Source organism: Solimonas flava DSM 18980, from assembly GCF_000426685.1.
Classification (GTDB): domain Bacteria; phylum Pseudomonadota; class Gammaproteobacteria; order Nevskiales; family Nevskiaceae; genus Solimonas; species Solimonas flava.
The window spans coordinates 464436-491058 of sequence record NZ_AUFV01000002.1 but is presented as its reverse complement, the minus strand read 5'-3'; the positions used below and the strand labels follow the sequence as shown (position 1 = coordinate 491058).

Sequence of the window (26623 nt, the reverse complement as noted above, 5' to 3'; positions counted from 1 at the left end):
CAAAGAAAAACCCCGGCCCTCCGCTGACGGAGGACCGGGGTCGATGACCCCACTCAGTGCGCGCGGGCCGCTTCGGCGGCGGCCGCGTCGGCCGGGGCCGGCGGCTGCGCCTCGGCACGCGGTTCCGGCTCGCGCTCCAGCGCGATCTTCAGCACCTCGTCGATCCAGCGGACCGGCTCGATGTTGAGCGTCGACTTGACCGTCTCCGGAATGTCGGCGAGATCCTTGACGTTCTCCTGCGGAATGCAGACTGTCTTGATGCCGCCACGCTGCGCCGCCAGCAGCTTCTCCTTGAGTCCGCCGATCGGCAGCACTTCGCCGCGCAGCGTGATCTCGCCGGTCATCGCCACGTCGGCGCGCACCGGGATGTCGGTCAGCGCCGAGACCAGCGCCGTGCACATCGCGATACCGGCCGACGGGCCGTCCTTCGGCGTCGCGCCTTCCGGCACGTGCACGTGGATATCGCTGGTCTCGTAGAACTTCGGATCGATGCCGAGCTTCTTCGAGCGCGAGCGCACCACGGTCAGCGCCGCCTGGATCGACTCCTGCATGACGTTGCCGAGCGAACCGGTCTGCGTCAGCTTGCCCTTGCCCGGCGACAGCGCCGCCTCGATCGTCAGCAGTTCGCCGCCGACCTCGGTCCACGCCAGACCGGTGACCTGGCCGACCTGGTTCTTCTCCTCGGCGCGGCCGTAGCGGAACTGCGGCACGCCCAGGTACTGGCCGAGGTTGTCCTTGGTCACCTCGACCGTCGCCGCGACTTCCTTCGACACCAGCTGCTTGACCACCTTGCGGCAGATCTTGCTGATCAGGCGCTCCAGGCTGCGCACGCCGGCCTCGCGCGTGTAGAGGCGGACCGTCTCGCGCAGCGCGTCGTCGCCGACCTTCAGCTCACCGTCCTTCAGGCCGTTGTTCTTCATCTGCTTCGGCAGCAGATACTGCTTGGCGATGGCGACCTTCTCGTCCTCGGTGTAACCCGGCAGGCGGATCACTTCCATGCGGTCGAGCAGCGGACCCGGAATGTTCAGGGTGTTCGCGGTGGCGATGAACATCACGTCCGAGAGGTCGTACTCGACCTCCAGGTAGTGATCCTGGAACGTGCTGTTCTGCTCCGGATCGAGCACCTCGAGCAGCGCCGCCGAGGGATCGCCACGGAAATCCATGGCCATCTTGTCGATTTCGTCGAGCAGGAACATCGGGTTCTTCACGCCGACCTTCTGCATGTTCTGGATGATCTTGCCCGGCATCGAACCGATGTAGGTCCGGCGATGGCCGCGGATCTCCGCCTCGTCACGCACGCCGCCCAGCGACATGCGCACGAACTTGCGGTTGACCGCCTCGGCGATCGAGCGGCCGAGCGAGGTCTTGCCGACGCCCGGCGGGCCGACGAGGCACAGGATCGGCCCCTTCAGCTTCTTGGTGCGCGCCTGCACGGCCAGATACTCGACGATGCGTTCCTTGATCTTTTCGAGACCGTAGTGGTCCTCGTCCAGCTTCTGCTGCGCCAGATCGAGGTCGATGTGCGTCTTGGTGCGCTTCTTCCACGGCACCGAGGTCAGCACGTCGAGGTAGTTGCGCACGACGGTGGCTTCCGCCGACATCGGCGGCATCATCTTCAGCTTGTTCAGTTCGGCGACAGCCTTGGCCTTCGCCTCCTTGTGCATGCCGGACTTCTCGATCTTGTTGGCGAGCTCTTCCTGCTCGCTCGGGCCTTCCTCGTTCTCGCCGAGTTCCTTCTGAATGGCCTTCATCTGCTCATTCAGGTAGTACTCGCGCTGGTTCTTCTCCATCTGCTGCTTGACGCGCGTGCGGATCTTCTTTTCGATCTGCAGCACGTCGATCTCGCTCTCGAGCTGGCGCATGACGTGCTCGAGGCGCGCCTTGGCGTCGTCGATCTCCAGCACTTCCTGCTTGTCTTCGAGCTTGAGGTTGAGGTGCGCGGCGATGGTGTCGGCGAGACGGCCGGGCGAGTCCATGCTGGCCAGCGACGGCAGCAGCTCGGCGGGAATCTTCTTGTTGAGTTTGGCGTAGGCCTCGAACTGCGCGAGCAGCGAGCGCGTCGCCGCGTCGACCTCCTTGTCGTCGGTCGTCGCCAGCTTGTCGTCGGGCAGCTGCTGGCACTCGGCGGTGACGAAGGCGCCGCTGAGATCGAAGTTGCTGATGCGCGCGCGGTGCACGCCTTCGACGAGCACCTTCACGGTGCCGTCCGGCAGCTTCAGCATCTGCAGGATGCTGGCCAGCGTGCCGACGCGATAAAGGTCGTCGGCGCCCGGTTCATCGGTATCGGCCGTGCGCTGGGCGACCAGCAGGATGCGCTTGTCGTCCTGCATAGCCGCCGACAGGGCCTTGATCGACTTCTCGCGGCCAACGAACAGCGGGATCGCCATGTGCGGGAACACGACCACATCGCGCAACGGCAAGACAGGTGCGGTGCGTTCGGTCTGGTTGTCCACGAGATCTCCTGGTTGTCTGCCGGCATTATGCCGGCTCGGAAGACTGTGATGCGGCCGATGTCGCAAGAATCAAGCCGCAGCGCCCGAAAGATCACGCCAGGCGCTTTGCAATCAAGCACTTGACGCCCCGCCAGGCGCCGCGCAGCGCCCCTCAGCGAACCGTGATGCGGGCCGCGGCGGTCGGCCGCTCGGCACCGCCGGCGTCGAACGCGAGGGCGCGGACCGCATGCGCGCCGGCCACCAGCGGCCAGTCGAAGTAGGGCTCGCGGGTCTCGGCGACGACCGCGCCGTCGACCTCCCAGCGCACCCGCTGCGGCCGCTCGCGCCAGGCCAGCTCGAAGCGGAAAGCCTGGAGCGCGGCGGGGATGCGCGGATCGCGCGCCAGCAGCAGGCCGTCGAAGGGCTGCGCCAGCAGCGGCTCGGCAGGCGCCTCCGGCGCCGCGGCCGGCGCCTGCCCGGATTCCGGCCGCTCGGGCGCGGCCGGGCGCGCGCGCAGCGCGACGTCGCTCGGCAGGCGCGCGAGCAGCGAGCGCGTCAGCAGCGCCGGACCGCGCGCGCCGGTGACGCCCTCGGTCGGCTGGCCCGAGAGATTGCCGAGCCACACGCCGACCAGCCAGCGCCCGTCGTAGGCCACGGTCCAGGCGTCGCGGTAGTCGCTCGACGTGCCGGTCTTGACCGCGGTGGCGACCGGAAAGCGCAGCACGCCGCCCTCGCCGAACTCCAGCAGCCGCGCCGAAGCATCGGCGAGGATGGCGCTGATCGCGTGCGCGGCCTCGCGCGTGTAGAGGGCGCGCGCGGGCGGACGCGGCCCGGCGTCGTCGAGCACCGTCAGCGGCTGCCAGAGGCCGTCGCGGGCCAGTGCCGTGTAGGCCTGCACGAGCTCGTACAGCGTCAGCGCGCCGTTGCCGAGCGCGAGGCCGTCGCCGTAGACGTTCGGATGCTGGTCGAGGCTGTCGACGCCGAGCGCGCGCAGCCGTGCCAGGAACGGCGCCTGGCCGACGAACTGCAAGGCCTTCACCGCCGGGATGTTCAGCGAATTGCCGAGCGCTTCGGCGACCGTGACGCGGCCGTAATGCACGCGGCTGTAGTTGCGGTACTCGTGCAGGCCGCCGTTGATGCGCTCGCGCAGCTCGGCGTCGTCGATCGTCGTATCGGCGCGCCAGCCGCGCTCGATCGCCATCGCGTACAACAGGGGTTTCAGTGTCGAACCGGGCTGGCGCGGCGTCTGGATCGGATCGATGCCGACGATGTCCGGATGCAGGCGGTCGGCCGTCGCGTAGGCGCGCACGCGATTGCCGTCGAGATCGACGACCAGCACCGCGCCCTGCGCGGCGCCCTCGCGCGCCAGATCGCGCAGGCGCTCGCGCAGGAAGGCCTCGGCCGACTGCTGCAGTTCGGCATCGAGCGTCGAGCGCACGCGCGCGGCACCGGGCCGCTGCCGCGCCGCGGCGCGGCCGGCCCAGGCCACGAAGTGCGCGGCCTGCAGCGGCGGCCGCGCGCGCGCCAGCGCCGGCGCCGTTTCCGGCAGCGGCGCGCGCCAGCGGCCCTGCGCCGCCAGCGCCTGCGCCAGGCGGCGCAGGCGCGCGCGCAGCGCCGGCGGATCGGCCGCCAGCCGCGTCGGCGCGCGCACCAGCACGGCGAGCGCCAGCATCTCGTCCGGCGACAGCGTGTCGAGGCTGCGGTCGAAGTAGTACGCGGCGGCCGGCGCGACGCCGCGCCGGTTGGCGCCGTACGGCACCTGATTCAGATAGAACTCGAGAATCTCGGCCTTGCTGAAGCGCGCCTCCAGGCGCAGCGCCTCGAAGCCCTCAACCCAGCGCGACCAGACGGTGCGCGGCCGCGGATGGAGGATGCGCACGACCTGCTCGCTGATCGTGCTGGCGCCGCGCACGGCGCGGCCGTTGCGCAGATTGACCCACAGCGCCGAGGCGCGCGCGCGCCAGTCGATGCCGGCGTGCGTCCAGAAACGACGGTCCTCGGCCGCGACGATCGCCGCGCGCAGCGTCGCCGGCACCGCCGCCAGCGGCACGCGCTCGTGCAGGTTCCAGCCGCCGTCGTAGGCCAGACGCAGCGGCCGGCCGTCGCGGTCGAGCAGCTCGACCTGCCGCGCGGCTTCGGCGTCGAGGCGCAGCGTGTCGGGCAGCGCGCGTTGCGCAAACAGCGTCGCCAGCGCCAGCGCGCCGAGCAGCAGGCCACCGAGCGCCGCCAGCCACCGAGCGCCGCGCCGCCGCACTCCTTCGTTCACGTCTGCCGCACCCGCCGCGTCACGGCGCTTCGATCCGGAACCGCGTCGCCACGCCGTTGGCGAACACGTCCGGGTCGTACATGCGTTCGACGTGCGTCTCGGTCGCCGCGAACTCGCCGGTCGCCACGGCCTGGCCGATCCACGCCAGCTGGTAGCGGCCTTCCGTCACCTCGTCGGCGTAGAAGCGCACGGCGTCGAAGCGCAGCTCGCGGTGATAGAACGGATACGGATAGGCGGGGCTGGCCTCGGCCATGGCCTCGGCGCCGAGGCCCGAGGCCGTCGCCAGATCCGGATTCAGCGGCTCGAAACCGGCCGGCACCGGATCGTCGACGACGAGGTACGTCGCCCAGGCCGGCACGTCGACGACGAGTTCGGCCTTGACGAGTTCGCCGCGCTTCACGCTCAGCACCTCGCCTTCGAGCGGCTGCCACTGACCGTGGCGCTGCACCGCGTAACGCCGCGTCACCGACAGGCCGGCCGACAGCGGCGCCGTCGGTGCCGGCGTCGCGTAGCGCAGCATCGTCGTCACGTAGGCGCGTCCCTCGCCTTCGCCGCTGACCTTCAGCGACGTGGTCGTCGCGGCCTTCACGTCGAGCGGCTTGACGAGGCTTGCCGAACGGCCGGCGGCGAGCTGCACGCTGCCGAGCGCCAGGCCACCCGCCTGCGGATCGCCGAGCGTCGCACTCGCCGTCATTTGCAGCGGCGTGGCCTCGTAGCGGTCGGCGTATTCGATCAGCGCGCGCGTGCACCAGATGTTTTCCTGCGTGTCCTCCCAATGCACGCGCGTGCCGCGCGCCTGCGTGATCGTGCGCGTCAGCTTCATCGGCAGCTCGGCCTCGCGGTCGTTCGCCGCGCCGCGCGCGAGCAGCGCCGACAGCGCCGCGCAGTTCGAGCGCAAGGGCGAGCCGAGCAGCCAGGCGTAGACCGTCGCGTCGCTGCGGTCGTCGAGCGCCAGCGTGCCCGCCGACTGCTGGCCGCGCGCCAGGATGCGCGAGATCGCCGCCTGCAGCGGCGCGTCGGCGCCGCGCGTGTGCGCCGCCGCCTGCACGTACAGCGCCTCGCCGAACAGGCCCATGCGCGGCAGCTGCGGCTCGTAGCGACGCAGCTCGTCGGCACCCAGCTTGCCGCGCTGCGCGAGCGCGGCGAGCGCGGTCGCCCGCACCTGCGCACGCAGCTCGGCGCTGTCGTAGCCGTTGGCGCGGAGGTCCTCGCGCAGCAGGCGCTGCAGATAGCCGTCGAGTTTGTCCCAGACCTCGCGCGGCGGCTCGTAACCGAGCTGCTGCAGCCAGCCGAAGGCGAGCGCCGTGTACGCCGACAGGTACGGGCTTGCGCGCTCGTCGTCGGGCACGAAGAAGGCCATGCCGCCGCCCGGCGCCTGGAAGGCCGCGGCGTCGGCCAGCATCGTCTGCGTCTGCGTCGCCGCGCCCGGCCAATCAAGAGGTTCCTGGGGCGGCGACGCAAGGCGCTCGCGCAGCTTGAGGAAGTGCGCCGCCATCACGCCCTTGCTCAGGCGCTGTTCCCAGCACAGGTACGGGTACTCGGCCATGTAGCGGAACGCGCCGTCGAGATTGCCGATCACCGTGCTCGCGAAGTTCAGCTGCAGCTCGGCGCGCGGCGCGTCGGCCGGGATCTTCAGCGGGATCGTCAGCGGCGCGTCGGCGGTCAGCGACGAGAAATCGGCGGCCGTCACGGTCAGCGGCCGCTCGTGCACCGGCACGTCGAGCTGCAGCGCGTCGCCCTGCTCGCCCTCGCCGGCGCGCGCAACGAAGTGCACCGCGCCGCTGCCGTCGACCGTCAGCGGCAAGGCGACGTTGCGGCGCTCGAACGGCTGCAGCGTCAGCGCTTGCGACACCTGGCCGCTCGCCGCGCCGCTCGCCTCGACGCTGACCGCCAGCGTGCGCGCCTTCTGCTCGCGGTTCATCACCGTGAACTCGGCGTCGACGCGATCGCCGCGCGTCAGCTGGTTCGGCAGCGCCGGACGCAGCTCGGTCGGCTTGTTGACGGCGACCGAGCCCTGGCCGAGGCCCATGCGGTCCGACGGCGTCACCGCCATCGCCAGCACGCGCCAGCCGGTCAGGTTGTCGGGCGCGGTGAAGGTGAAGCTGGCGCGGCCCTGGGCGTCGGCCGGCAGCGCCGGATTCCAGTACGCGACGAATTTCTCGATCGAGCGCAGCGACAGGTCGGCGCCGCCGTCGCCGCCGGGGCTGGCGCCCTTCTTCTCGAACTTCTGGCGCCCGACCAGGCGCGTCAGCAGGCTGTAGTTGGCGAGATCGAGCGGGTCGAGCTGGGTAAAGCCCTTGAGCGGGTCGAAGTAGGCGCTGCCGCCCTGGATCAGATCGAACACCGCCTCGTCGAGCACGGCGACCGCGAACTCGACCGGCTCGCCGCTGGCATGTCGCGGCGTCGCCTGCAGCGCCACCGGCACGCTGTCGCGCGGCCGCAGCACCGATTTCGCCGGCGTCACCTGCACCTGCAGCTCGCGGTACGGGTCTTCGACGACAAGCGTCGCGTAGCCCATGCGGAACGTCGGTTTGCCGAGGTCGGCGCCGTCCTTGACCGGGGCGCTGACGCGCGGCGACATGACGACGACCGATACGTACGCGCCCGGCAGATACTCCGGCTTGATCGGCACCTCGATCACCGGCGTCGCCGTCGCCAGCGTCTCGGTGCGCTGCGTGATGACGCCATAGCGCTCGACCGTGACCAGCGCGGTCGCGCCCGGGAACGGGTTCTTCACGAACAGCTTCGCGGTGTCGCCGACCCGGTACGCCACCTGGTCGGGGCGCACGTCGAGCGAGAAGTCCGGGCGGTCTTCCCAGAGCACGGCATCGCGGCCCTGCGCGTAGATCCAGGTGCTCGACGTGTGCAGGCGCTGCTGCGTGTCCTGCGTCATCGCGATCGCGCGCAGCTCGCCGCCGGCATCCGGCGTGAAGGTGCAGGCATTGCCTTGCACCGACGCGCGGCCCTTGCAGGTCGCGACGCGCTGCCATTCATGCACGTAACGCGTGATGTAGGCGTTGCCGGCACCTTTCACGCGCGCGCCCTTGGTGATCTTGCGCTCGACCTTCACATAGTACGGGCTGCCGGCCACCGGCTTCCCGTCGCGGTCGACGACCAGCGTTTCCACCGTCGTCGACTGGCCGGCGCGCGCCCATCCTTCGTGCCGGACGCCGATGTAGCGGTCGCGTCCGAAATAGGGAATGCGCGCCTGAGCGACGATCGAACGGCCGCGGTCATCCTGCACCGTGCCCTCCAGCACCAGATCGCCGTACAGCACCGGGCCGTCGTCGAGCTGCACGGGGGCGCTCCATTCGCCCTTGGCGTCGAGCGCCGCCTGCACGTCGAGCAGCGGCGCGGTGTCGCGGCCGCCGTCCTGCCAGGTATCGAAACGGTAGCGGCGCGCCAGCGGATCGCGCGATTCGAGTCCGCGCGCCTGCAGCCGCGCGTTGAGTCGCGCCGGCGCGCCGGCGAACGGCCCGCCGCCGTGCAGCGTCGCGCGCAAGGCCGCGGTCGCCACGGCACCCGGCGCCGCGCGGTTCGCGCGCCATTCGGCGGCGACGCGGAACGGCGCCGGCACGAAGTCCGAAACCAGCACGCGCATCGGCTCCAGCGTCAGGTCCTTGGCGTACGCAGGCTGCAGCTCGAAGCGGTACCAGCCGACGGCGGCGCTGTTCGCCAGCTTGAACTCGCCGGCCAGCGCCCCGAACACCGACAGCGCCAGCGCGCTGCGCTCCTGCACGACGGTGCCGGTCGGATCGACGATGCGCAGCGTATAGCCGGCGGCCGGCGCCGCTTTCAGGCCGCGCTCGGCATCGTCGCGCACGTAGAGCTTGTACTGGATCGTGTCGCCGGCGCGGTAGACGCCCTGCGCGGTCGCGCCCCAGGCACGCAGATGGCCGTGCCGGGCACGCCGCCATTCGGAAACCTGCTCGCGCGACGCGCGCCAGGTATCGACCTCGAACTCGCTGGCGAGCGGCAGCAGCGCGATGTCGTTGCCGCGGACCACGCGCAACATCAGCGGCTGGCGCTGCGCGCCGCCCGTCGTCGACACGTACTGGCGCTGCAGCTCGGGATCGAGTTCGCGGCCGCCGGGCAGCAGGGCCAGGCCGTCACGATCGGTGCGGCCGCTCGCCTTCACCGCGCCGTTCCAGCCATCGACGACGGCGACGTCGGCGTCGGCGACGCGCGCGCCGTCGGCCAGTGCCGTCACCCAGACCAGCAGGTTCTCGTTGCCGTACTTGGCATGCACCTGCCAGGGCGTGACCTCGGCGAAGAACGGCAGCGGCCGCGACGACGTCCGCGGCGCGCTCGTCAGCTCGCCAAGCAGCGCGCCGCTGCCGGCGCCGAGCAGTTCGCGGACGCCGAGCGGCATCGCGAACGCGAGATTGCGCGGACCGCTCACCGGCACCTCGCGCCGCACCTCGTCGTGCTGCGTCGCCGTCTGGCGCTGCGCCGACAGCCCCAGGCGGTCGAGATTGGTGACGACCGCCGGCACCTCGGAATCGACGCCGCTCTCGAGCGCTGCCGGGCTGTGCTCGAAGACCAGCCGCGGCGTGCGCGCGCCGGTGCGCAGGCCCAGCCGCGCCTCGCGCCCGAACGCCCGGCCGAAGCGATCCTTCAGCGTCGCCGCCAGCGTCAAGGTGTAGTCGGTGTCGGCGGCCAGCGTGTACGGCAGCCGCAGTTCGTAGGTCGAATCGCGGCCATGATCGCCGCTCACCGGCCGCGCGGCGGCCTTTTCGCTCTCGTCGCCGTCGCCGGCGTTGGTCCACGGGTCGTAGTCGGGATCGCGGAACGCGGCGCGCGGATCCGGGCTCAGCCGCAGCGCGGCGCGCAGTTCGGAGACGGCGACCGGCGTGCTGAACACCAGTGACACGCCTTCGAGCGGCGCGCAACGCAGGCCCGGCTCGGCGAGCCGCGTCGTGTCGCCGTCGCTGCAGCGCAGACCTATCAGGCGCGGCGCGCCGAAGGTGCGCAGCGATTCGACGCTGCGCGACTCGCTGCCGGTCTGCGGCCCGAAGGCCGAGCGCAGACCCGGTCTGATGCGCAGCGCGACATCGTGATCGTCGGCGAGCGGCGCGCGCGGTTCGACGCGCCACAGCTGGCGCGCCTCGCCGTCCGGCGTCCAGAACGGCGTGTCGTCGTCGTAGTACTCGGGCAGCGCGCGCAGCGCGGCGCCGTCGAAGCTCAGCACGCGCTCGACCGACGCCGCGGTGACCGGCTGGTTGAAGCGCACGCGCACGCTCGGCTGCGTCGGTCCGCGCCATTCGCCGACGCTGGCGGACTGCACGCGCGGCAGTTCGGTGACGAAGCGCTGCACGCGCGGCGCCGCCAGGCGGCTGCCGTCCTGCGCGACGAAGCCGCCGTCGGCCGGCGCCTGCACGCTGACCGTGTATTCGGTGGCTGCGCGCAGGCGCGCGCCGCCGACGAGATTGCAGGCGAGGTTTTCGGTATCGAGCCAGCGCCACTGGCAGCCGGGGTCCGGCGTGACCGTGACCGGCACTTCGGAGGCGTCGCGCTCCATGCGCCCGAGCGGCACGACGGCGCGGTCGAAGCTCAGCACGATCTGGTTCTCGGCCGGCACGTCGCGGCCGTCCGGCGTGATACGCAGCAGCGTCAGCGCCTCGGCCGCAGCCGGCGCAGCGGCGGCCAGCATCGCCAGCGCGGCGGACGCCGCGAGCGCGCGCCTAGCGCGTGGCCACTTTGATGCGCGCATAGATCGCTCCCTGATCGCCGCCGACGAGCCGCACTTCGCGATAGCCGGCGAGGTCGTGCCAGATGTTTTCGTGTTCGCTGACTTCGTCCGGATCGCGCACCGGCAGACCGAGCGTCGCCAGCGTCTGCGGCAGCAGCGGATAGGCGTCGTAGCCCATCGGCACCGTGATCCAGTCGGCCTTGTCGCCGATATAGGTGATCTCGACGCCGAGTCCGCCGTAGCGGCAGCGTTCGGAGAACTCGGCCGGCTCGCAGCGCTGCGGCTCGCCGAGCACCTGGCGCACCTCGTTGCGGGTGCGGCCGGCGAAGGTCTTGAGGTCGAGCCGCACGCCGCCGGCCGCGCCGCTCGGCGGCGCGGTCTCGAAGGCCGCCTCGTAGTCGAAACGGTCGGTCTTGCGGCTCATCAGGAATCCGCCTGCGGCGATCGCCAGCGCGACGACGATCGCCACCGGCAGCAGCATTCTTTTCATGGTCGTCGGCTCTCCGGTGCGACGCGCACTTTAGCAGCCCGCGGATGACTGCTTGACGGACATGGAATAATGACCGTGAACGACGTCACCGCCATGCACCTCGCCCTTCTTCTCGCCACGCTCGCCGCGCTTGCCTGCGGCCCGCTGCTCTACGTCTGGGCGCGCCCGCGCCCGGCGCTGCTGACGTTTCTCGACGGCTTCCTGTTCGTCAGCATCTTCGGCCTCGTGCTGCTCGAAGTCGTGCCCGGCACCTTCAGCGCCGGCGGCGCCTGGAGCGTGCTCTTCCTCGGCGCCGGCCTGCTCGGCCCGACGCTGCTGGAGCACTGGATCAGCCGCGCGCGCCGCGAAGCGCATCTCGCGGCCCTGGCGCTGGCGATGATCGGCCTGATCGTGCACAGCCTCGGCGACGGCATCGCGCTATCGTCCGGCGGCGAGGCGCACGCCGGCATCGCGCTGCCGCTCGCGGTCGCCGTGCATAGCGTGCCGGTCGGCCTGATGGTCTGGTGGCTGCTGTATCCGGTGTTCGGCCGCTGGCCGCCGCTCGCGGCGATCGCCGGCATGTGCGCCGGCACGGTCGCCGGCTACGTCTGGGGCCCGGCGCTCGGCGACACGCTCGGCAACGCCGGCTGGGCCTGGTTCCAGGCTCTGGTCGCCGGCTCGATCCTGCATGTGGTGTTCGGCCGCCCGCATCTCGAAGCCCACCCGCACCACGCCCCGCCGCCGTCGCGCTATGAGGGCCTCGGCAATCTCTGCGCGCTCGCCGGCCTGCTGGCGCTGACGGCGCTGGAGGACGAGCCGCTGCCGGCGGCCAGCTACTTCGCGATCGTCGGCGACCTGGCCCTGCGCGCGGCACCGTGGCTGCTCGGCGCGTATCTGCTGGCCGCGTTCGCCGTCGCGCGTGGCAACGTCCGCCGCGCGCTGCATCTGTTCGCCGTCGAACTGGTCGACCGCAGCGTCGCCTGGGCGATCGCCCTGCTGCTGCTCGCCAGTTTCGTCGCGCCGCTGCTGCGGCCGGGCTTCAGCGTCGCGCCGACGCCCGGCCTCGCGCATTCGGCAGCCCTGATGGTCCTGCTCGCGCTCGGCGCGGCCTCGCTGCTGCGCCGCGGCGGACGCGCCTGGATCTCCACGCTGTGGCCGCGCGGCGGGCACCATCACGCGCATTGACGGCCCAGGCCGCAGGCCCCTCCGAAGCGACCGGCGCCGGCATGAAGCGCGATCGCCGTCTCGGCGGCGATGGCGGCGTCCGCGCCTGCGCGCGCGGGCCCGCTGCTCGCAGAGGACGCTTCGCGAGCGGTGACACCGATATCGACGTCGACGCCGTGCCGGGCGCGGACGACGGGGCGCAGAGGCCGGCGCTCGCCGCCGCCCGACACGGCCTGAGCCCCCTCATCGCGCAGCAGGTGCGCGAGCGCAACGCGCGCGGGGCAGCGTGAGCGCGCCTCAGCGCGCGGCGCCCGGCTTCAGCATCCAGCCGGACTCGGCGCCGTACTGCACGTAAATCCATTCGCCTTCGCCATTGCGCACCCCGCCGCTCGGCGACACGACCGTTCCCGCCGGCACCACCGCCAGCGTCTCGCTGCCGCTGCGCGGCTGCGCCTTCAGGGACGTCGCCACCGGCAGGCCGGCGCCGGCCGGCGCGAGGGGGGCTGCGGGCACGGCGATATCGGCCGGCGGCGCCACCGGCTCGGCCCGCTCGACGGCGGGCATCACCGGCGACGTCGCAGCCGCGGGCGGCATGACCGCCGCACCGGATGCCTGACCAGCGACGCGAATCGCCGTGGCGCGAAGTGCCGTGCAGTAGCTGGTGCCGGTGAAACCCCAGATCCAGCGCTCGCGCACCTGGACATTGGTGATGAAATCGCCCGCCGCCTGCGCCTCGAGCCGGCGATACGCACGCTCGGCGCGGCCGTTGATATTGATCGGGATGAGCAGCAGCAGCTGAAAGCCGCATGCCTCCGCTTCGATGGTGCGCGCCGCCCCGGCCGGCGCCGGACCGCGGGAACCCAGCGGCACGACGGTGCCCGCGCAGCCGCTGCACAGCGCGACGAATACCACGACGACGAGTTTCGCCAGCCTGCTCATCGGATCGCCTCCCCGGTCACGGTGACGCAGCGCGCGGTGCCGATCAGCCACCAGAACCAGTTCTCGTGATAGCTCACGTCGACGAGGCCGGTCGCGCCGGGAACGCTGGCGAGCGCCGCCGCATAGGCACGCTCGACGCGACTGTTGGCACCCATCGGAACCACGTAGTAGACGGTCGAGACGATGCCGAGACTGCCGCAAGCGCTGCCTTCGGCAGGCCCCAGCCGCGTGTACTGCGCAGGCGGGCTCGGCGCCACGGTCGTGAACCCGGACGCGCAAGCGCCCAGCAGCGTGCACAAGCACAACGCCGCCACGCGGCGCAGCGATGAAAAGCCCATGGATTCCCCCGAACCCCCGAAGCGATGTCGGACAGCTTAGAGAGCGCGGCCCGATGCGACAAGCCGGCGCCGGTGTCGACTGTGACGTACTCGGCGTCGGCGGACGCCGTTCACGCAAGCCGCTGCCGTTCTAGGCCGGCACGCCGGTTTCAGCGCGCGGCGCGCGCGATCTTGATCGCCAGTTCCAGCGCCTGCTCGTAGTTGAGGCGCGGATCGACCTGCGACTTGTAAGCGCGTTCGAGATCCTGGTGCGAGAGATTGCGCGCGCCGCCGGTGCACTCGGTGACGTCCTCGCCGGTCAGTTCGAGGTGCACGCCGCCCAGATGCGAGCCGCAGGCGGCGTGGATCGCGAAGGATTGCTCGACCTCGGACATGATCTTGTCGAACGGCCGCGTCTTCAGGCCGTTCGGCGTCGAGATCGTGTTGCCGTGCATCGGGTCGCACATCCACAGCACGGTATGGCCGGCAGCGCGCACCGCTTCGATCAGCCGCGGCAGGTGGTCACCGATCTTGTCGGCGCCCATGCGGTGGATCAGCGTCAGGCGGCCCGGCTCGTTGTCCGGATTCAGCACGCGGCACAGTTCGAGCACCCAGTCGGCGCTCATCGACGGACTGACCTTGACGCCCATCGGGTTGCGAAGGCCGCGACAGTATTCGACGTGGGCGCCGCCGATCTCGGCGGTGCGCATGCCGATCCACGGGAAATGCGTCGACAGGTTGTACCAGCCTTCCGAACGCGGCACCTGGCGCGTCTGCGCCTGCTCGTACCAGAGCAGCAGCGCTTCGTGCGAGGTGTAGAAGTCGACGCGCGAGAAATCGCTGATCGGCCGGCCGGCGAGCGTTTCCATGAACCGCACCGAGTCGCCGAGCGCATCGACCCGCTGCTGGTATTCGGCCGCGAGCGGCGAATGCTGGACCCAGTTCAGGTCCCAGTACTCCGGGTGATGCAGGTCGGCGAAACCGCCGTCGATCAGACCGCGCACGAAGTTGATCGTCATCGCCGAACGCATGTGACCTTCGAGCAGGCGCTGCGGATCGGGGATGCGCGCCTCGGCGGTGAACGCCGGCGCGTTGACCAGATCGCCGCGATAGCTCGGCAGCGTCACGCCGTTCTTCGTCTCCATGTCGGCGGAGCGCGGCTTGGCGTACTGGCCGGCGAAACGGCCGATGCGCAGCACGCGCTTGCGCATGCCGTGCACCAGCACCAGCGACATCTGCAGCAGGACCTTGAGGCGGTTGGCGATGATCTCCGGACGGCAGTCGCCGAACGACTCCGCGCAGTCGCCGCCCTGCAGCACGAAGAACTCGCCGCGCTGCGCGCGCGCGATCTGCTGCTTGAGGCCATTGACCTCCCAGGACGTGACCAGCGGCGGCAGCGTCGCCAGCTGCGCGAGCACCTCCTGCAGCGCTTCGGCGTCCGGGTACTGCGGCTGTTGCGCGGCCGGCTTCTGCTGCCAGGAATCGGGGCGCCAGTTCGGCGCGAGGGCGGGACTCACGGAAAAGACCATCGTCAGGGGAAAGGGCCGCATTATACGGAGCGCGTTTTCTCAGGCGGCGAGGTCCTGCCAGATCTGGCGCAGGCGCTTGCCGAGGAAGTCGACGAACAGGCGCATGCGCATTCAGGCTGCGCACTCGCCGCGGCAACCTCAGTCGAAGCGATAGCCCGAGATCGTCGTCTGCAGCACGCGGTCGCTGAAGACGCGGCGGCCCGTGCCGTCGCCGGCGGCACCGGCGGCGACCATCAGCGGCAGCAGGTGCTCCTCGGCGTGCAGCGGATGCGACAGGCGCGCGGCGGGTGCCTCGGCCCAGTGCGTCAGACGCAGTTCGCGCTCGGCCGGCGACGCTTCGACAGCCGCCGTCAGCCACAGGTCGAAGGTGTCCGAGACCGGCCCGAAGCGCGGATCGCCATAGGCGCGCATGTTGTGGAAGCTCATGCCGCTGCCGACGATCAGCACGCCCTCGTCGCGCAGCGGCGCCAGCGCGCGGCCGGCGGCCAGGTGCGCGGCCGGATCGAGCGAGTCGAGCAGCGAGAGCTGCACGACCGGCACGTCGGCCTCCGGGAATACCAGCTTGAGCGGGATGAAAACGCCGTGGTCGTAACCGCGCTGCGCATCCTCGGCGGCCGGCAGCGACGCGGCGGCGAGCAAGGCCTGCACGCGCTGCGCGAGCGCCGGATCGCCGGCCGCCGGATACTGCAGCTGATAGGTGTGTTCAGGAAACCCGTAGTAGTCGTAGATCAGCGGCGGCCGCGGATGGCTGCCCGCGGTGAAAGCCGGCGCCAGCCAGTGCCCGGAGATCAACAGCAGGGCGCGCGGCCGCTCCGGCAGCGTCGCCGCCAGGCCGCGCAGGAACGCGGCCATGCGCTCCCAGGTATCCGGCGGATTCCAGTCCATGAAGAAGCACGGACCACCGCCGTGCGGGATGTAAAGCGTGGGCTGGCGCAGGGACATGGTTCGGATCGCAGAAAAATGGGGGATGCAGCATCACGGATCTTAATCGGGATCGATGCCCGGCACGCCGCGACGGATGCGCGCCGAGAAATCGGCGGCCGCGTCGGCCGCCCGCGCGCGCTCCGCGATGCGGCCGGCGCGCCGCAGCGTCGCCAGGTCGACGCCCGGCGTCAGCGCGCCGACGCGGTACAGGTATTCCGGCAGGTAACCCGACAGCAGCAGGCGGTAGTCCAGCGGCAGCCCGCCGACGATGCGCCGCGCCATCTCGAAGACGATCGTCGTGCAGTTGCCGGTCGCAGTTTGATACCAGCGCGGCCGGCGGCACAGTGCGTCGGCCTCGGCCAGATAGGCGAGGAACAGCGAGCGCATCGCCGGCGCCGGCATGTGCAGGCGGTAGAGATAGACGTCCTCGCCGCGCACGTTGCTGCGCAGGCGCACGATGTCGCGCTCGTCGGCCGCGACCAGGATCGCCTCGAACTGCTTGAAGAAGCCGCCGAGCGCCGAATAGGCCTCGCCGCGCTCCTTGCGGATTTCGATCGAGAACGCGAGATAGCGGCCATCGTCGAAGCCGAACGAGACCAGCGTGTGCGCGATCGCCGGCCCCATCCAGTGCGACAGCAGCACATCGACCGAACGCAGGCCGCTCAAGGCGTAGCGCCGCGTCTCCCAGCGCGCGTCGTAGTCGACGACGCTGCGCCAGCCGAAGTTGCGCACGTGGGCGAGCGTCACCGTGTCGCCGTCGATCTCGCCGTGCAACAGCTCGGCGACCTCGTCGGCCCAGCAACGCACGTTCGACGGCCGGATGCCGTGCCACCACAGCGCGAGCAGCAGCTGCGCAGCGGCGAAGGCCGCGGCCGCGAGCGCAACCTGCCCGCGGCACAGCAGCACGAACAAGCTCAGGACCAGGCCGGACCACAGGACGGCACCGGCGCGGCGCAGCGTGCGCCCGCCGGGCAGGCGGTACCAGAGCGCGAGCGTCCACCAGGCCGACAGCAACAGCGCCGGCACGGCGACGAGGAGCAGGGAAAGCCAGGACATCGTCGCATTCTGTCACGGCCCGCCCGCGCGGCCGGCACGTGGCGTTTCGGGCACCGCGCTTTTCGTGCGCGCGGCGGATGCGGCAGGCACCGCCGACGCCGCGCACGCATTTGCCAACACGTTCGCGGCGCGGAGGCGCCGGCACGCAGCGCCGCTCCGCACGCCGCCGGGGCCGGATCGCGCGGCCGCGCATGCGATAATCCGCGGCGCGCCCCGCCAGCTTCCATCAAGACGATGACGTCCACCCCGTTCAGCGAGCACACGCCGCTGATGCAGCAGTATTTCGGCATCAAGTCGCAGCACCCGGACACGCTGGTGCTGTTCCGCATGGGCGACTTCTACGAGCTGTTCTACGACGACGCGCGCAAGGCGCACCAGCTGCTCAACATCACGCTGACGCAGCGCGGCGAATCGGCCGGTCGGCCGGTGGTCATGGCCGGCGTGCCGCACCATTCGCTGGAGCAATACCTCGCGCGCCTGATCAAGGCCGGCGAGTCGGTGGTGATCGCCGAGCAGGTCGGCGAAGTCGGTGTCGAGAAGGGCCCGGTCCGGCGCGAGGTCACGCGCATCGTCACGCCCGGCACCGCGACCGACGACGCCCTGCTCGACGCGCGCGCGCAGACGCTGCTCGCCGCGGTCGCGTCCGTCGACCAGCAATACGGACTCGCCTGGCTCGAATTGTCGTCCGGCCGCTTCTCGGTGCTGCAGACCGCCTCGCTCGGCGAGCTGCACGCCGAGCTGTACCGATTGCAAGCCAGCGAGCTGCTGGCGCCCGACGGCTTCGGCGGCCAGTACGACGCCTTCAAGCCGCGCAGCCGTCCGCTCTGGCATTTCGACAGCGCCTCGGCCTACCGCCTGCTGACCGAGCAATTCGGCACGCAGGACCTGCGCGGCTTCGGCGCCGAAGGGCTGGACGCGGCGATCGCCGCCGCCGGCGCGCTGCTGCAGTACGTGCAGGAAACGCAGAAGTCGCGGCTGCCGCATCTGCGCGGGCTGCGCGTCGAGACGCCGGGCGACGCGCTGATCCTCGACGCCGCGACGCGCCGCAACCTCGAAATCGACCGCGCGCTGTCCGGCCAGCACGAGTACACGCTGCTGCGCGTCGTCGACAGCTGCGTCACCGCCATGGGCGCGCGCGCGCTGCAGCGCTGGCTGACGCGGCCGCTGCGCAGCCATGCGCAGCTCAATGCCCGCTACGATGCGGTCGCCAGCCTCGGCGATGCGCGCCCGGCCGGCAGCGGCGACGAACGCCTGCGCGTCGCGCTCAAGGACATCACCGACGTCGAACGCATCCTCGCGCGCGTCGCGCTGCGCTCGGCGCGGCCGCGCGATCTCGCCGGCCTGTGCGGCAGCCTCGCCGCGCTGCCCGCGGTACGCGAAGCGCTGGCCGGCGTCGAGTCGCCGCTGGTGCTCGAACTGGGCGCGCGCCTCGGCGAGCACGCCGCGCTGTGCGCGCATCTGCAGGCCGCGCTCGCCGACGAACTGCCGCTGCTGGCACGCGAAGGCGGCGTGTTCCGCGCCGGCTTCGACGCCGCGCTCGACGCGCTGCGCAATCTTTCGCAGAACGCCGACGGCTTCCTCGTCGACCTGGAGACGCGCGAACGCGCGCGCACCGGCATCGACACGCTCAAGGTCGGCTACAACCGCGTGCACGGCTACTACATCGAGGTCGGCAAGACGCACGCTGCCCGGATCCCGGCCGACTACACGCGGCGCCAGACGCTGACCAACTACGAGCGCTACATCACCGACGAGCTGAAGAAGTTCGAGGATCAGGTGCTGTCGGCGCGCGACCGTGCGCTGGCGCGCGAGAAGGAACTCTACGAAGCGCTGCTCGACCGCGTCGCCGCCGATCTGCCGGCGCTGCAGCAGATGGCGCAGGCGCTCGCCGAGCTCGACGTGCTCGCCTGCTTCGCGGAGCGCGCGCGCGCGCTGCGCTGGTGCCGTCCGCAGCTGGTCGGGCAACCGTGCATCGCGATCCGCGCCGGCCGCCATCCGGTCGTCGAGCAGACGCTGCGCACGCCGTTCGTGCCCAACGATCTCGATCTGTCCGACGCGCGCCGTCTGCTCGTCATCACCGGCCCCAACATGGGCGGCAAATCGACCTACATGCGCCAGACGGCGCTGATCGTGCTGCTCGCGCACGCCGGCGCCTTCGTGCCGGCCGATCAGGCGACGCTCGGTCCCGTCGACCGCATCTTCACGCGCATCGGCGCCGGCGACGACATCGCCTCCGGCCAGTCGACCTTCATGGTCGAGATGAGCGAGACCGCCAACATCCTGCACAACGCGACGCGCCAGTCGCTGGTGCTGATGGACGAGATCGGTCGCGGCACCTCGACCTACGACGGCCTGTCGCTGGCCCGCGCGGTCGCCGAATTCCTGGCCAGCGACGTCGGCGCGTTCACGCTGTTCGCGACGCACTACTTCGAGCTGACCGCGCTCGAGGGCACCCTGCCCGCCATCGCCAACGTGCATCTCGACGCCGCCGAATACGCCGACGCGCAGGGCGAGCGGCTGGTCTTCCTGCACAACGTCAAGGACGGCCCGGCGAGCCGCTCGTTTGGTCTGCAGGTCGCGGCGCTGGCCGGCGTGCCGCAGCCGGTGATCCGCGCCGCGCGCGCGCATCTGCAGGCGCTCGAGAACCGGCCGCAATCCGCACCGCACGCCGCGCCGGCGCCGATGCCGGCGCGCGGCGACGCGCCGCAGCTGTCGCTGTTCGCGCCGGCGGTGCCGTCGGCGGCGATGCAGATGCTCGATGCGCTGGAGCCGGACGAGCTGTCACCGCGCGCCGCGCTCGACGCGCTGTACCAGCTGAAGAAGACGCGCCGGCGCGAGCTTTAGATTCAGCCCGCCTCGACGCAGCGCACGTAGTCCTCGAGCCGGCGCCCGGCCTGATCCGGAAACTGCACGCCGTCGGCGGCGGCGCTGACGATGCGATCGACGCGGAAGCTGCGGAAATCGCCGCGCAGCGCGCACCAGGCGCCGAGCGACCAGACCTCGCCCCAGAAGTAGAGCCCGAGCGGCCAGACCTGGCGCTCGCTGGCGCGGCCCTGCACGTCGCGGTAGTCGAGCCGCAGCACCTGGCGCCCGGCGATCGCATGGCGCAGCGTGTCGATCAGGATGCCGACGTCGCGCACCGCGAACGACGGCGCGAACAGCCGCGTGCGCTCCAGCTCGATGCGCTGCGGGTCCGGCAGCGCCGCGGCGAGCTTGGCCCAGGCCGAACCGGCGCCGCGCTTCAGCTCCGGACTGCCCCAGGCCTGCAGCATGCGCAGGCCGCCGGCCAGCGATTCGATCTCCTCGCGCGTGAACATCAGCGGCGGCAGATCGAAATGCGGCGCCAGCCGGTAGCCGACGCCGGCCTCGCCTTCGACCGGCACGCCGCTGGTGACCAGATCGCGCACGTCGCGATAGATCGTGCGCTCGGAGACCTGCAGCCAGGCCGCCAGCTGCGCGGCCGTCGTCAGGCGGCGGCCGCGCAGGTACTGGACGATGCGGAACAGGCGATCGGCGCGACGCATGTGGTGCCTGCGCGTGACGGCGGCGCGCTCAGCGCACCTGACGCGGATCGAAGCCGGGGTTCTCGATCACGCTGAAGCGGTTGCCGGACGGATCGAGCACGCTGGCGACCTTGATGCCGCCGCCGACGTCCTTGGCCGGCTCGTACGGCTGCGCGCCGAGCGTGATCAGCCGCTCCAGCGCGGCGTCGACGTCGGCGACGCCCCAGAACGCCTGCACGCCGGTCGTCGACGGCAGATCGTCCGGAATCAGCCCGAGCTCGAAACCGCCGACCGCGTAGCCGACGTAGTAGGCCTCGTCGTAGTACGGCTCGACGCCGAGCGCCTGCGTGTAGAAAGCCTTGGCCGCGGCGAGATCGGCGGCCGGATAGATCGCGGTACGCATGCCGAGAATCATGAGCTGCTCCGTGGAATCGGGGGGAGCGGCAGTATCGGCCGGGTCTGCTGACACCATGGCGTCAGCAGACCCGCCGCGCACTCAGCGGCGCGCCTGCTCGGCCGGGATGAACTGCTCGACGACGGCCTGGTCGAGCAGCTTCGGCGGCAGCAGGCCCTGGCCGAGGATGAAGTCGTGGAAGCGCTGGCGGTCGAAGCGGTCGCCGAGCGCCAGCTCGGCCTTGGCGCGAATGCCCATGATCGCCTGATAGCCGACGAAGTAGGCCGTCGCCTGGCCCGGCGAGCGGAACACGTAGCGGTCGGTCTCCGATTGCGCCATGCCCGGCGACAGCACGACTTCGCGCTGCAGGAAGGCGTTGACCTCGTCCGGCGTGATGCGGCCGAGATTGACCATCGGGTCGAGGAAGGCGCGCGCCGCGCGCATCAGGCGCAGCTGCAGGCCGATCAGCTGGCCGTCGAGCGGGAAGGTCGGCTTCATCTCGGCCTCGGCGTAGAGCGCCCAGCCTTCGGCATTGACGCTGTTGAACGCGAACACGGCGCGCGCCGTCGACACGCCCTTCTCGATCATCGCCGCGAACTGCAGTTCGTGCCCCGGGCGCGCCTCGTGCGCAGTCAGCGTCCAGGCGCCGGCCTTGTAGGTGAAGTCATCGGTCTTCAGGTCGGCGCGCCCGGCCCTGCCCGGCACGTTCAGCGGCAGCACGAACTCGCCGTACTCGCCGGTGTTGCCGATCAGGCGCGGCGGGCTCATGAACGGCGCCGGCACCTGCGCCGACTCCGCCTCGCTGGCGAGCCGGATCTTGGCCTCGCGCTGCGGCAGCGTGACGATGTGATCGCGGCGGATGCTGTCCTCGATCGCCTTGAGCGTGTCGCGATACAGCGGCAGGATCGCCTCGCCGCTGACCTGATCCTTCTTCAGCTCGCGGATGACGTCGCGGTAGTCGGTGGACGCAAAACCCTTCTCCTTGGCGACCAGCGGCGCCAGCGTGCGCATCTCGTTCTGGATCTCGACGAAGGCCAGCTGCGCGCGGCGGATCAGCTCGTCCGGCGCCAGATCGGTGACGCCGACCTGCTTGAGGTTGTCGGCATAGAGCGCCGGCGGCAGGCGATGGTCGGCGCGCGCGCGCGGCAGGATCTGCTGCTGCACCCAGGCGTTGTAATCGGACAGCTGCTGGCGCAGCGCCGCCAGCGGCGCCTCGTAACCGTGCAGGCCCGACTGCGCGAACAGCTCGCCAATGCCGTCGACGTAGCGCGGCGCGTCGGCGAGATCCTGCTCGACCTCGCCGCGATACGGGCCGATCAGGCCCTTGCTGGCGAAACGCTCCTCGCTGCGCACCCGGGCCAGCTCGACCAGCGGCGTCGCGCCGTCGAAGCCGGCGTAACGGCGCAGGCGCAGCAGCGCGGCGGCCTGGCGCTCCTTCGGCACGCGCGGATCGAGCAGCGCCTTGATGCCGCTGAAGGTCATGCTCGACACGCTGTAGTACGGCAGCATCAGCTCGTGATCGAGCCTGGCCGTGACGATCGTCGACTGCGCCGAATCGATCAGGATGTCGAGATCCTGCAGGACCGCCGCGTCGCGGGTCTTGGCCTTGATCGCCTCAAGCTCGGCGACCGCCTTGCGGGTCGCCGCCGTGCTGCGCTCGTAGAGTTTCGGCCGCAGATCGACGATCTGCTCGTCGAAGCCGTCGACGCCGATCTCGCCGGCATTCTCCGGATTGAACTCGGCGATGACCTTGAGCAGGACCTCGGCGTTGCGGTTGCTCTCGTCGACCCAGGCCGGCACCGCCGCGCGGGCGAGACCGCAGACGAGGAGCAGCGCCGCGGCAGCGGCATGACGCATTTTCATCGGACGTTCCCGGCAAGCGTGGCGGAAGCGCGATTATCGCCTCTGTCGCCCTGCCGCCAGCAAGCGGGAACTCCCTCAGCGCGCCGTGCCGGCGGTCGCTCAGTAGTCGGCGAGGATCTTGCGCGAAGCCGCGAGGTCGGCGTCGGCCTTGGCCTCGATGTCGGCGAGCAGCAGCTTCTCGAGCTTGCCGCCGACCAGCGGAATCGAGCAGCGGACGTCCCAGCTCAGCGTATTGGCCGCCCCGCCCTTGCCGAGGCCGACCAGCGCCATGTCGGCGCCGACCTTGACCGGCAGACCGCGCAGATCGACTTCGAGACGACCCGTCTTCTTCGCCAGATCCCAACGGTCTTCCTGCACGATCGTGATATCGCCGGAGACGAACTTGCGCGCGAAGTCCGGCAGCGGGATGTCGGCGCCGGCCGTGTAGCGGACGCGGATGCGGAAACGGTCGCCCGCGGCCTCGTGCTCCAGCACCTCGATGTCGCGAAAGCCGAGCAGCTCGTACTTGCGCTCGAAGTAGCGGCGGTCGCCGAACATGCGGATCACCGTTTCCGGCGGCTTGTCGAAAGTCTGCTTCTGTTCGTGCTTCATGCGTCCCTGCGCAGCGGTTGCCAAGAAAAAGGCCGCCGGATCGCTCCGGCGGCCCCATCGACGTCGTGTCGACGTCTTACTTCGTCGTCATCTTCTGCACCGACGCCGCGGTGAAGTAGTCCGGCTTGAAGTTGACGGTCGCGTCGATCGGCTTGTCCTCGTTCCAGGCCGCCGTGATGAAGTAACGGCCGGCGGTGAAGTGATAGATCACTTCCGGCACCGTCGTCGCGGCCTGCAGGTTCGGCGCACTGATGATGTGGCCTTCCTGGAACTGGTAGAGCTGGTCGCGGTTGTCGTAGTCGTCGACCATCGCGATGGTCCAGCTGTCCTCGTCGATGTAGAAGCGACGCGTCTTGAACGTGTGGCTGGTACCCGGCCGCAGGTTCGCCTCGACGACCCAGACGCGGTGCAGCTCGTAACGCGGCAGATCCTGGTTCAGGTGCTTCGGACGCGCGAGGTCCTTGTACTTGACCTTGTTGCCGGCGATCTTGTTGGAGTCGTACGGGATGTAGAACTCCTTCTTGCCGACGATCTTCCACGTGTAGCGTTCGAGCACGCCGTTGAACATGTCGACCTGGTCGTAGAACTGGTGACCGTCGGTGCCCTCGTACGGATTGTCGCAGCAGACCGTCGGCGCGCGACGGATGCGCTTCAGGCCCGGCGAGTACAGCCACGCGGCGCGGCCATCGGCGCCGGTGCCGGTCTTGTCGTGCACCAGGATGAAGGTGCCGGCCAGACGCGGCGGCGCGACGACGCGCGACAGGTACTCGAGATATTCACCGTTGCCGGACATGATCGGCTGCGGGTTCTTGATCGACGCGTACGGGAACTGCACGTCCTCGATGATCTTGGTCAGCTGATAATCGCCGTTGTTCTGCACGATCATCTGGTTGTTGTAGCGGGTCACCGCTTCGCCGCGCCACTTCAGCTTGTGGTTCCAGATCGGTTCGGCGCCGGTCTTCGGCACCGGGAACGGGAAGCCCATCTTGCAGTTGTTGAGAACGTCGGTGCCCTGGATCTCGCAGGTCGTCGCGTTCTTGACGGTGGCGTCCTTGATCTCCTTCGGCCAGTCGACCAGACGGTGCGACGGGTACACGATCATCTTGTACGTGTCGTACGTCGACAGCAGCTTCTTGTGGCCTTCCGACAGCTTGTCGGCGTACTGGGCCATATTGGCCTTGGTGATCGTGAACAGCGGCTTTTCCGCGTCGACCTTCGGGTTGTTCGGGAATTCGCCCGACAGCGCGCCGCGCTGCGGCTCCGGCTCCCAGGCCGGGATGCTGCCGTCCTTGTTGCCGGCCTTCTCGGCGCCGATCGGCGTCAGGTCCTTGCCGAGGGCATCGGCCTCCTGCTGCGTGACCTTCGCGGCGGCCTGCCCGGCAAGCAGGCTCAGGCACAGCGCTCCGGTCAAGAGTGCGGACTGCTTCTTCATATCGCTCTCCTCTGGGGATGGAAACCGCTCTCGGCGGTCTTCGTTCTGCAAACTACGACTACGACGATGCTATCCAATCGCGAACGCGCCCACAATTGAACGGGCGGACACGTCTTCGTGTCAGTACGGCCTACGTACGACGCTCAAGCGCCTGTCGATGCCAGCGCATGCGCATCGTGCAGTGCAGCAAGCAGCAGCTCGCGCGCGTCGAGTTCGCAACGCAAGGTCGCCAGCATGATGAACACGCCGGCGAGGCGGCGGTGCAGGAACACGATCTCGCGCGGCGGCACGCGGAAGTGCACCGACAGCGCATTGGTGGCGGCGATCTTGCCGGTGCGCATCGGCAGATCGCTGTCGCCCCAGCGATAGGCGCCGTCGGCATTGCGCGACTTGCGGTCGGCACGCGGATCGTCGGCGGCCTCGAACGGTTCGACGATCGCCTCGCACATCGCCGCGAATGCATCGAGCGCCGGCTTGGGCATGCTGGCGTTCATCAGGCCGATCGCAGTCGCGCCGCGCAGCGTCTGCTCGCGATCGCGGCGCAGCGCGCCCTCGACGATGTCGCTGTAGTTCTCGATGAAGCCGCGCCCGAAGATCCGCGTCGCACCGAAATCGAGCAGCACGATCCGATCCTCCTCCGCCGTCTCGCCGATGCGGAAACGGTAGTTACCGAAGTGCGGGTCCGACTGCACCATGCCCCAGCGGAAGAATTCGTTGAAGAACAGATCGAGGAATGCGAAACCGAGCCGGTTGCGGCGCGCCTGCGACAGTCCCTGCACGCGCGGATCGCGCACATGGCTGTTCGGCTCGAAGCTCGTCGTCAGCACCTGGGCGGCACTGAATTCGTCGATCACCTGCGGCACGACATAGCGCGGATCGCCCTGCAGGCGATGCGCGAAGCTGCGCGTGAAATGCGCCTCGGCGGCGTAGTCGACCTCGCGGAACAGCATTTCGCGCACTTCGTTGAAGACCGGCGTCAGATCGAGGCCCTTGGGCGTCAGCCGGGTCATCAGCAGCAGCCGCGACAGCGTGCGGATGTCGCTCTCGATCGCATCGGCGACGCCGGGATACTGGATCTTCACGCACAGCTCGAGGCCGTCCGTCTTGCGGCGCGCGCGATGTACCTGACCGAGCGAGGCCGCCGCCATCGGCCGCGTGTCGATGTCCAGCTCGCGCAGCCGCGCGCGGCCGAGGCTGCGCTCGAGCACCGGGGCGACGACGTTCCAGGCGACCGGCGGCGTATCGTCCTGCAGCTGTGAAAGCACCGTCACCGCTTCCTCGGGCAGGAAGTACTGGCCGTATAGCGACAGCATCTGTCCGGCCTTCATGACGCTGCCTTTGAGCTTGCCGAGTTCGTCGGCGAGGATCTGCGCCTGGCGTTCGTAGAAATCGCGATTGGCGGTGTCGCGCGAGATTTCGCCGCGGAAGATGTTGGCGAGCGAGTGCGCGACGAGCTTGGCACCGGCGCCGACGCCGAGGCGCGTCAGCGCGATGCTGCGCTCGATCGAGCCGGTCTTCAGAGAGGTGATGCTATCTTTGCCGCTGTCGTCGCGCGATGCCATGAACCAATCCGTAAACCCGACGTGAAGAGCCTGAACGATATCCTGTGGTCGCCGTTCCAGCGAGACGCCTTCGCCGCCGATCTGGAGCGCTTCGTCGAAACCCACGTCGCCAGCCGCGGCGGCCTGCGCGGCTTCGGCCTGAAAGCCGGGCTGGCGCTGCTCAAGGCAGCCAAGCCGGACTTGCTGGGCGGCGCGCTGCGTCGCAATGCGCCGCAGTTTATCGCCGCGCTGCAGCCGCTGTATGAACGTTTCCAGCAAAGCCGTGAGCCGGACTTCAGCGTATTCCTGCAACGGCACGCCGCCGAAGCCGGCGCAGCCCTGCTGGCGGTCGCCGACACGCGCCTCGCCGCCAGCCAGAACGGCGCCCTGCGCAGCGCGTACCACAAGCTGCGCGGCAGCGCCGAAGCGGAGATCGACCTCGCCGTGCCGGCGCTCGGCCGGCTGATCCGCGGCTATCTGTAGGAAAACAGAAAGCGCCGGGCGACCTGAC

The 26623-nt window shown here is 70.3% G+C and carries 19 protein-coding genes; 4 read left to right on the top strand and 15 right to left on the bottom strand.

Going from position 1 to position 26623, the window contains the following annotated elements; genetic code table 11:
• Positions 1 to 53: 53 nt before the first annotated feature.
• From lon to K343_RS0104960, 4 genes are all read right to left on the bottom strand, one after another.
• Positions 54 to 2387, bottom strand: a complete 2334-nt coding sequence (gene lon / locus K343_RS21030) for an endopeptidase La (RefSeq protein ID WP_366514377.1) — start codon at positions 2385 to 2387, stop codon at positions 54 to 56.
• Positions 2388 to 2604: 217 nt separating this feature from the next.
• Entirely contained in the window at positions 2605 to 4698 is a 2094-nt protein-coding gene (locus K343_RS21025) for a transglycosylase domain-containing protein (protein WP_043112125.1), read from the bottom strand.
• Positions 4699 to 4717: 19 nt separating this feature from the next.
• On the bottom strand, positions 4718 to 10351 hold the full coding sequence (locus tag K343_RS21020; protein WP_051277958.1) for an alpha-2-macroglobulin family protein: 5634 nt from the start codon (positions 10349 to 10351) through the stop codon (positions 4718 to 4720).
• Positions 10352 to 10382: 31 nt separating this feature from the next.
• Positions 10383 to 10880, bottom strand: a complete 498-nt coding sequence (locus tag K343_RS0104960) for a hypothetical protein (protein ID WP_154662448.1) — start codon at positions 10878 to 10880, stop codon at positions 10383 to 10385.
• A gap of 75 nt (positions 10881 to 10955) precedes the next feature.
• On the opposite strand from K343_RS0104960, the gene K343_RS0104955 reads away from it, so the two are divergent.
• Positions 10956 to 12044 carry a ZIP family metal transporter gene (locus K343_RS0104955; RefSeq protein WP_154662447.1) on the top strand — a complete coding sequence of 363 codons (1089 nt, stop codon included), beginning with the start codon at positions 10956 to 10958 and terminating at the stop codon, positions 12042 to 12044.
• 41 nt (positions 12045 to 12085) lie between these two features.
• The gene (locus tag K343_RS0104950; protein WP_043112124.1) at positions 12086 to 12313 is read left to right on the top strand and encodes a hypothetical protein; all 228 of its coding nucleotides are present in this window, start codon (positions 12086 to 12088) and stop codon (positions 12311 to 12313) included.
• 7 nt (positions 12314 to 12320) lie between these two features.
• Here K343_RS0104950 and K343_RS23245 read toward each other — a convergent pair whose 3' ends face one another.
• The 5 genes from K343_RS23245 to K343_RS0104925 form a co-directional block, all read right to left on the bottom strand.
• The gene (locus tag K343_RS23245) at positions 12321 to 13013 is read right to left on the bottom strand and encodes a hypothetical protein (RefSeq protein WP_154662446.1); all 693 of its coding nucleotides are present in this window, start codon (positions 13011 to 13013) and stop codon (positions 12321 to 12323) included.
• Positions 12959 to 13300 carry a hypothetical protein gene (locus K343_RS0104940; protein ID WP_028007106.1) on the bottom strand — a complete coding sequence of 114 codons (342 nt, stop codon included), beginning with the start codon at positions 13298 to 13300 and terminating at the stop codon, positions 12959 to 12961. The genes K343_RS23245 and K343_RS0104940 overlap by 55 nt, the downstream gene beginning before the upstream one ends.
• Positions 13301 to 13449: 149 nt before the next feature.
• Entirely contained in the window at positions 13450 to 14808 is a 1359-nt protein-coding gene (locus tag K343_RS0104935; protein ID WP_043112123.1) for a class II 3-deoxy-7-phosphoheptulonate synthase, read from the bottom strand.
• A gap of 138 nt (positions 14809 to 14946) precedes the next feature.
• Complete coding sequence (locus K343_RS0104930; RefSeq protein WP_028007104.1) at positions 14947 to 15750, bottom strand: DODA-type extradiol aromatic ring-opening family dioxygenase; 804 nt, start codon at positions 15748 to 15750, stop codon at positions 14947 to 14949.
• A 42-nt stretch (positions 15751 to 15792) separates the two neighbouring features.
• Entirely contained in the window at positions 15793 to 16788 is a 996-nt protein-coding gene (locus tag K343_RS0104925) for an Lnb N-terminal periplasmic domain-containing protein (RefSeq protein ID WP_028007103.1), read from the bottom strand.
• A 234-nt stretch (positions 16789 to 17022) separates the two neighbouring features.
• On the opposite strand from K343_RS0104925, the gene mutS reads away from it, so the two are divergent.
• Positions 17023 to 19632, top strand: a complete 2610-nt coding sequence (gene mutS, locus K343_RS0104920; RefSeq protein ID WP_028007102.1) for a DNA mismatch repair protein MutS — start codon at positions 17023 to 17025, stop codon at positions 19630 to 19632.
• 2 nt (positions 19633 to 19634) lie between these two features.
• On the opposite strand, the gene K343_RS0104915 is transcribed toward mutS, so the two are convergent.
• From K343_RS0104915 to K343_RS0104890, 6 genes are all read right to left on the bottom strand, one after another.
• Positions 19635 to 20312, bottom strand: coding sequence for a helix-turn-helix transcriptional regulator (locus K343_RS0104915; RefSeq protein ID WP_020650085.1), 678 nt, complete (start codon positions 20310 to 20312; stop codon positions 19635 to 19637).
• 28 nt (positions 20313 to 20340) lie between these two features.
• Positions 20341 to 20694: a VOC family protein gene (locus tag K343_RS0104910; RefSeq protein ID WP_245585124.1), complete on the bottom strand. Its 354-nt coding sequence runs from the start codon at positions 20692 to 20694 to the stop codon at positions 20341 to 20343.
• Positions 20695 to 20787: 93 nt separating this feature from the next.
• Entirely contained in the window at positions 20788 to 22548 is a 1761-nt protein-coding gene (locus tag K343_RS0104905) for a DUF885 domain-containing protein (protein WP_028007100.1), read from the bottom strand.
• A 99-nt stretch (positions 22549 to 22647) separates the two neighbouring features.
• Positions 22648 to 23139 carry a DUF2505 domain-containing protein gene (locus K343_RS0104900; protein WP_028007099.1) on the bottom strand — a complete coding sequence of 164 codons (492 nt, stop codon included), beginning with the start codon at positions 23137 to 23139 and terminating at the stop codon, positions 22648 to 22650.
• A gap of 76 nt (positions 23140 to 23215) precedes the next feature.
• Positions 23216 to 24571, bottom strand: a complete 1356-nt coding sequence (locus K343_RS0104895) for a DUF1329 domain-containing protein (RefSeq protein ID WP_028007098.1) — start codon at positions 24569 to 24571, stop codon at positions 23216 to 23218.
• Positions 24572 to 24714: 143 nt separating this feature from the next.
• A complete protein-coding gene (locus K343_RS0104890) occupies positions 24715 to 26133 on the bottom strand; it encodes an ABC1 kinase family protein (protein ID WP_028007097.1) in 1419 nt (472 codons plus the stop codon).
• Positions 26134 to 26154: 21 nt separating this feature from the next.
• On the opposite strand from K343_RS0104890, the gene K343_RS0104885 reads away from it, so the two are divergent.
• Positions 26155 to 26595, top strand: coding sequence for a DUF6918 family protein (locus K343_RS0104885; RefSeq protein ID WP_028007096.1), 441 nt, complete (start codon positions 26155 to 26157; stop codon positions 26593 to 26595).
• Positions 26596 to 26623 lie beyond the last annotated feature (28 nt).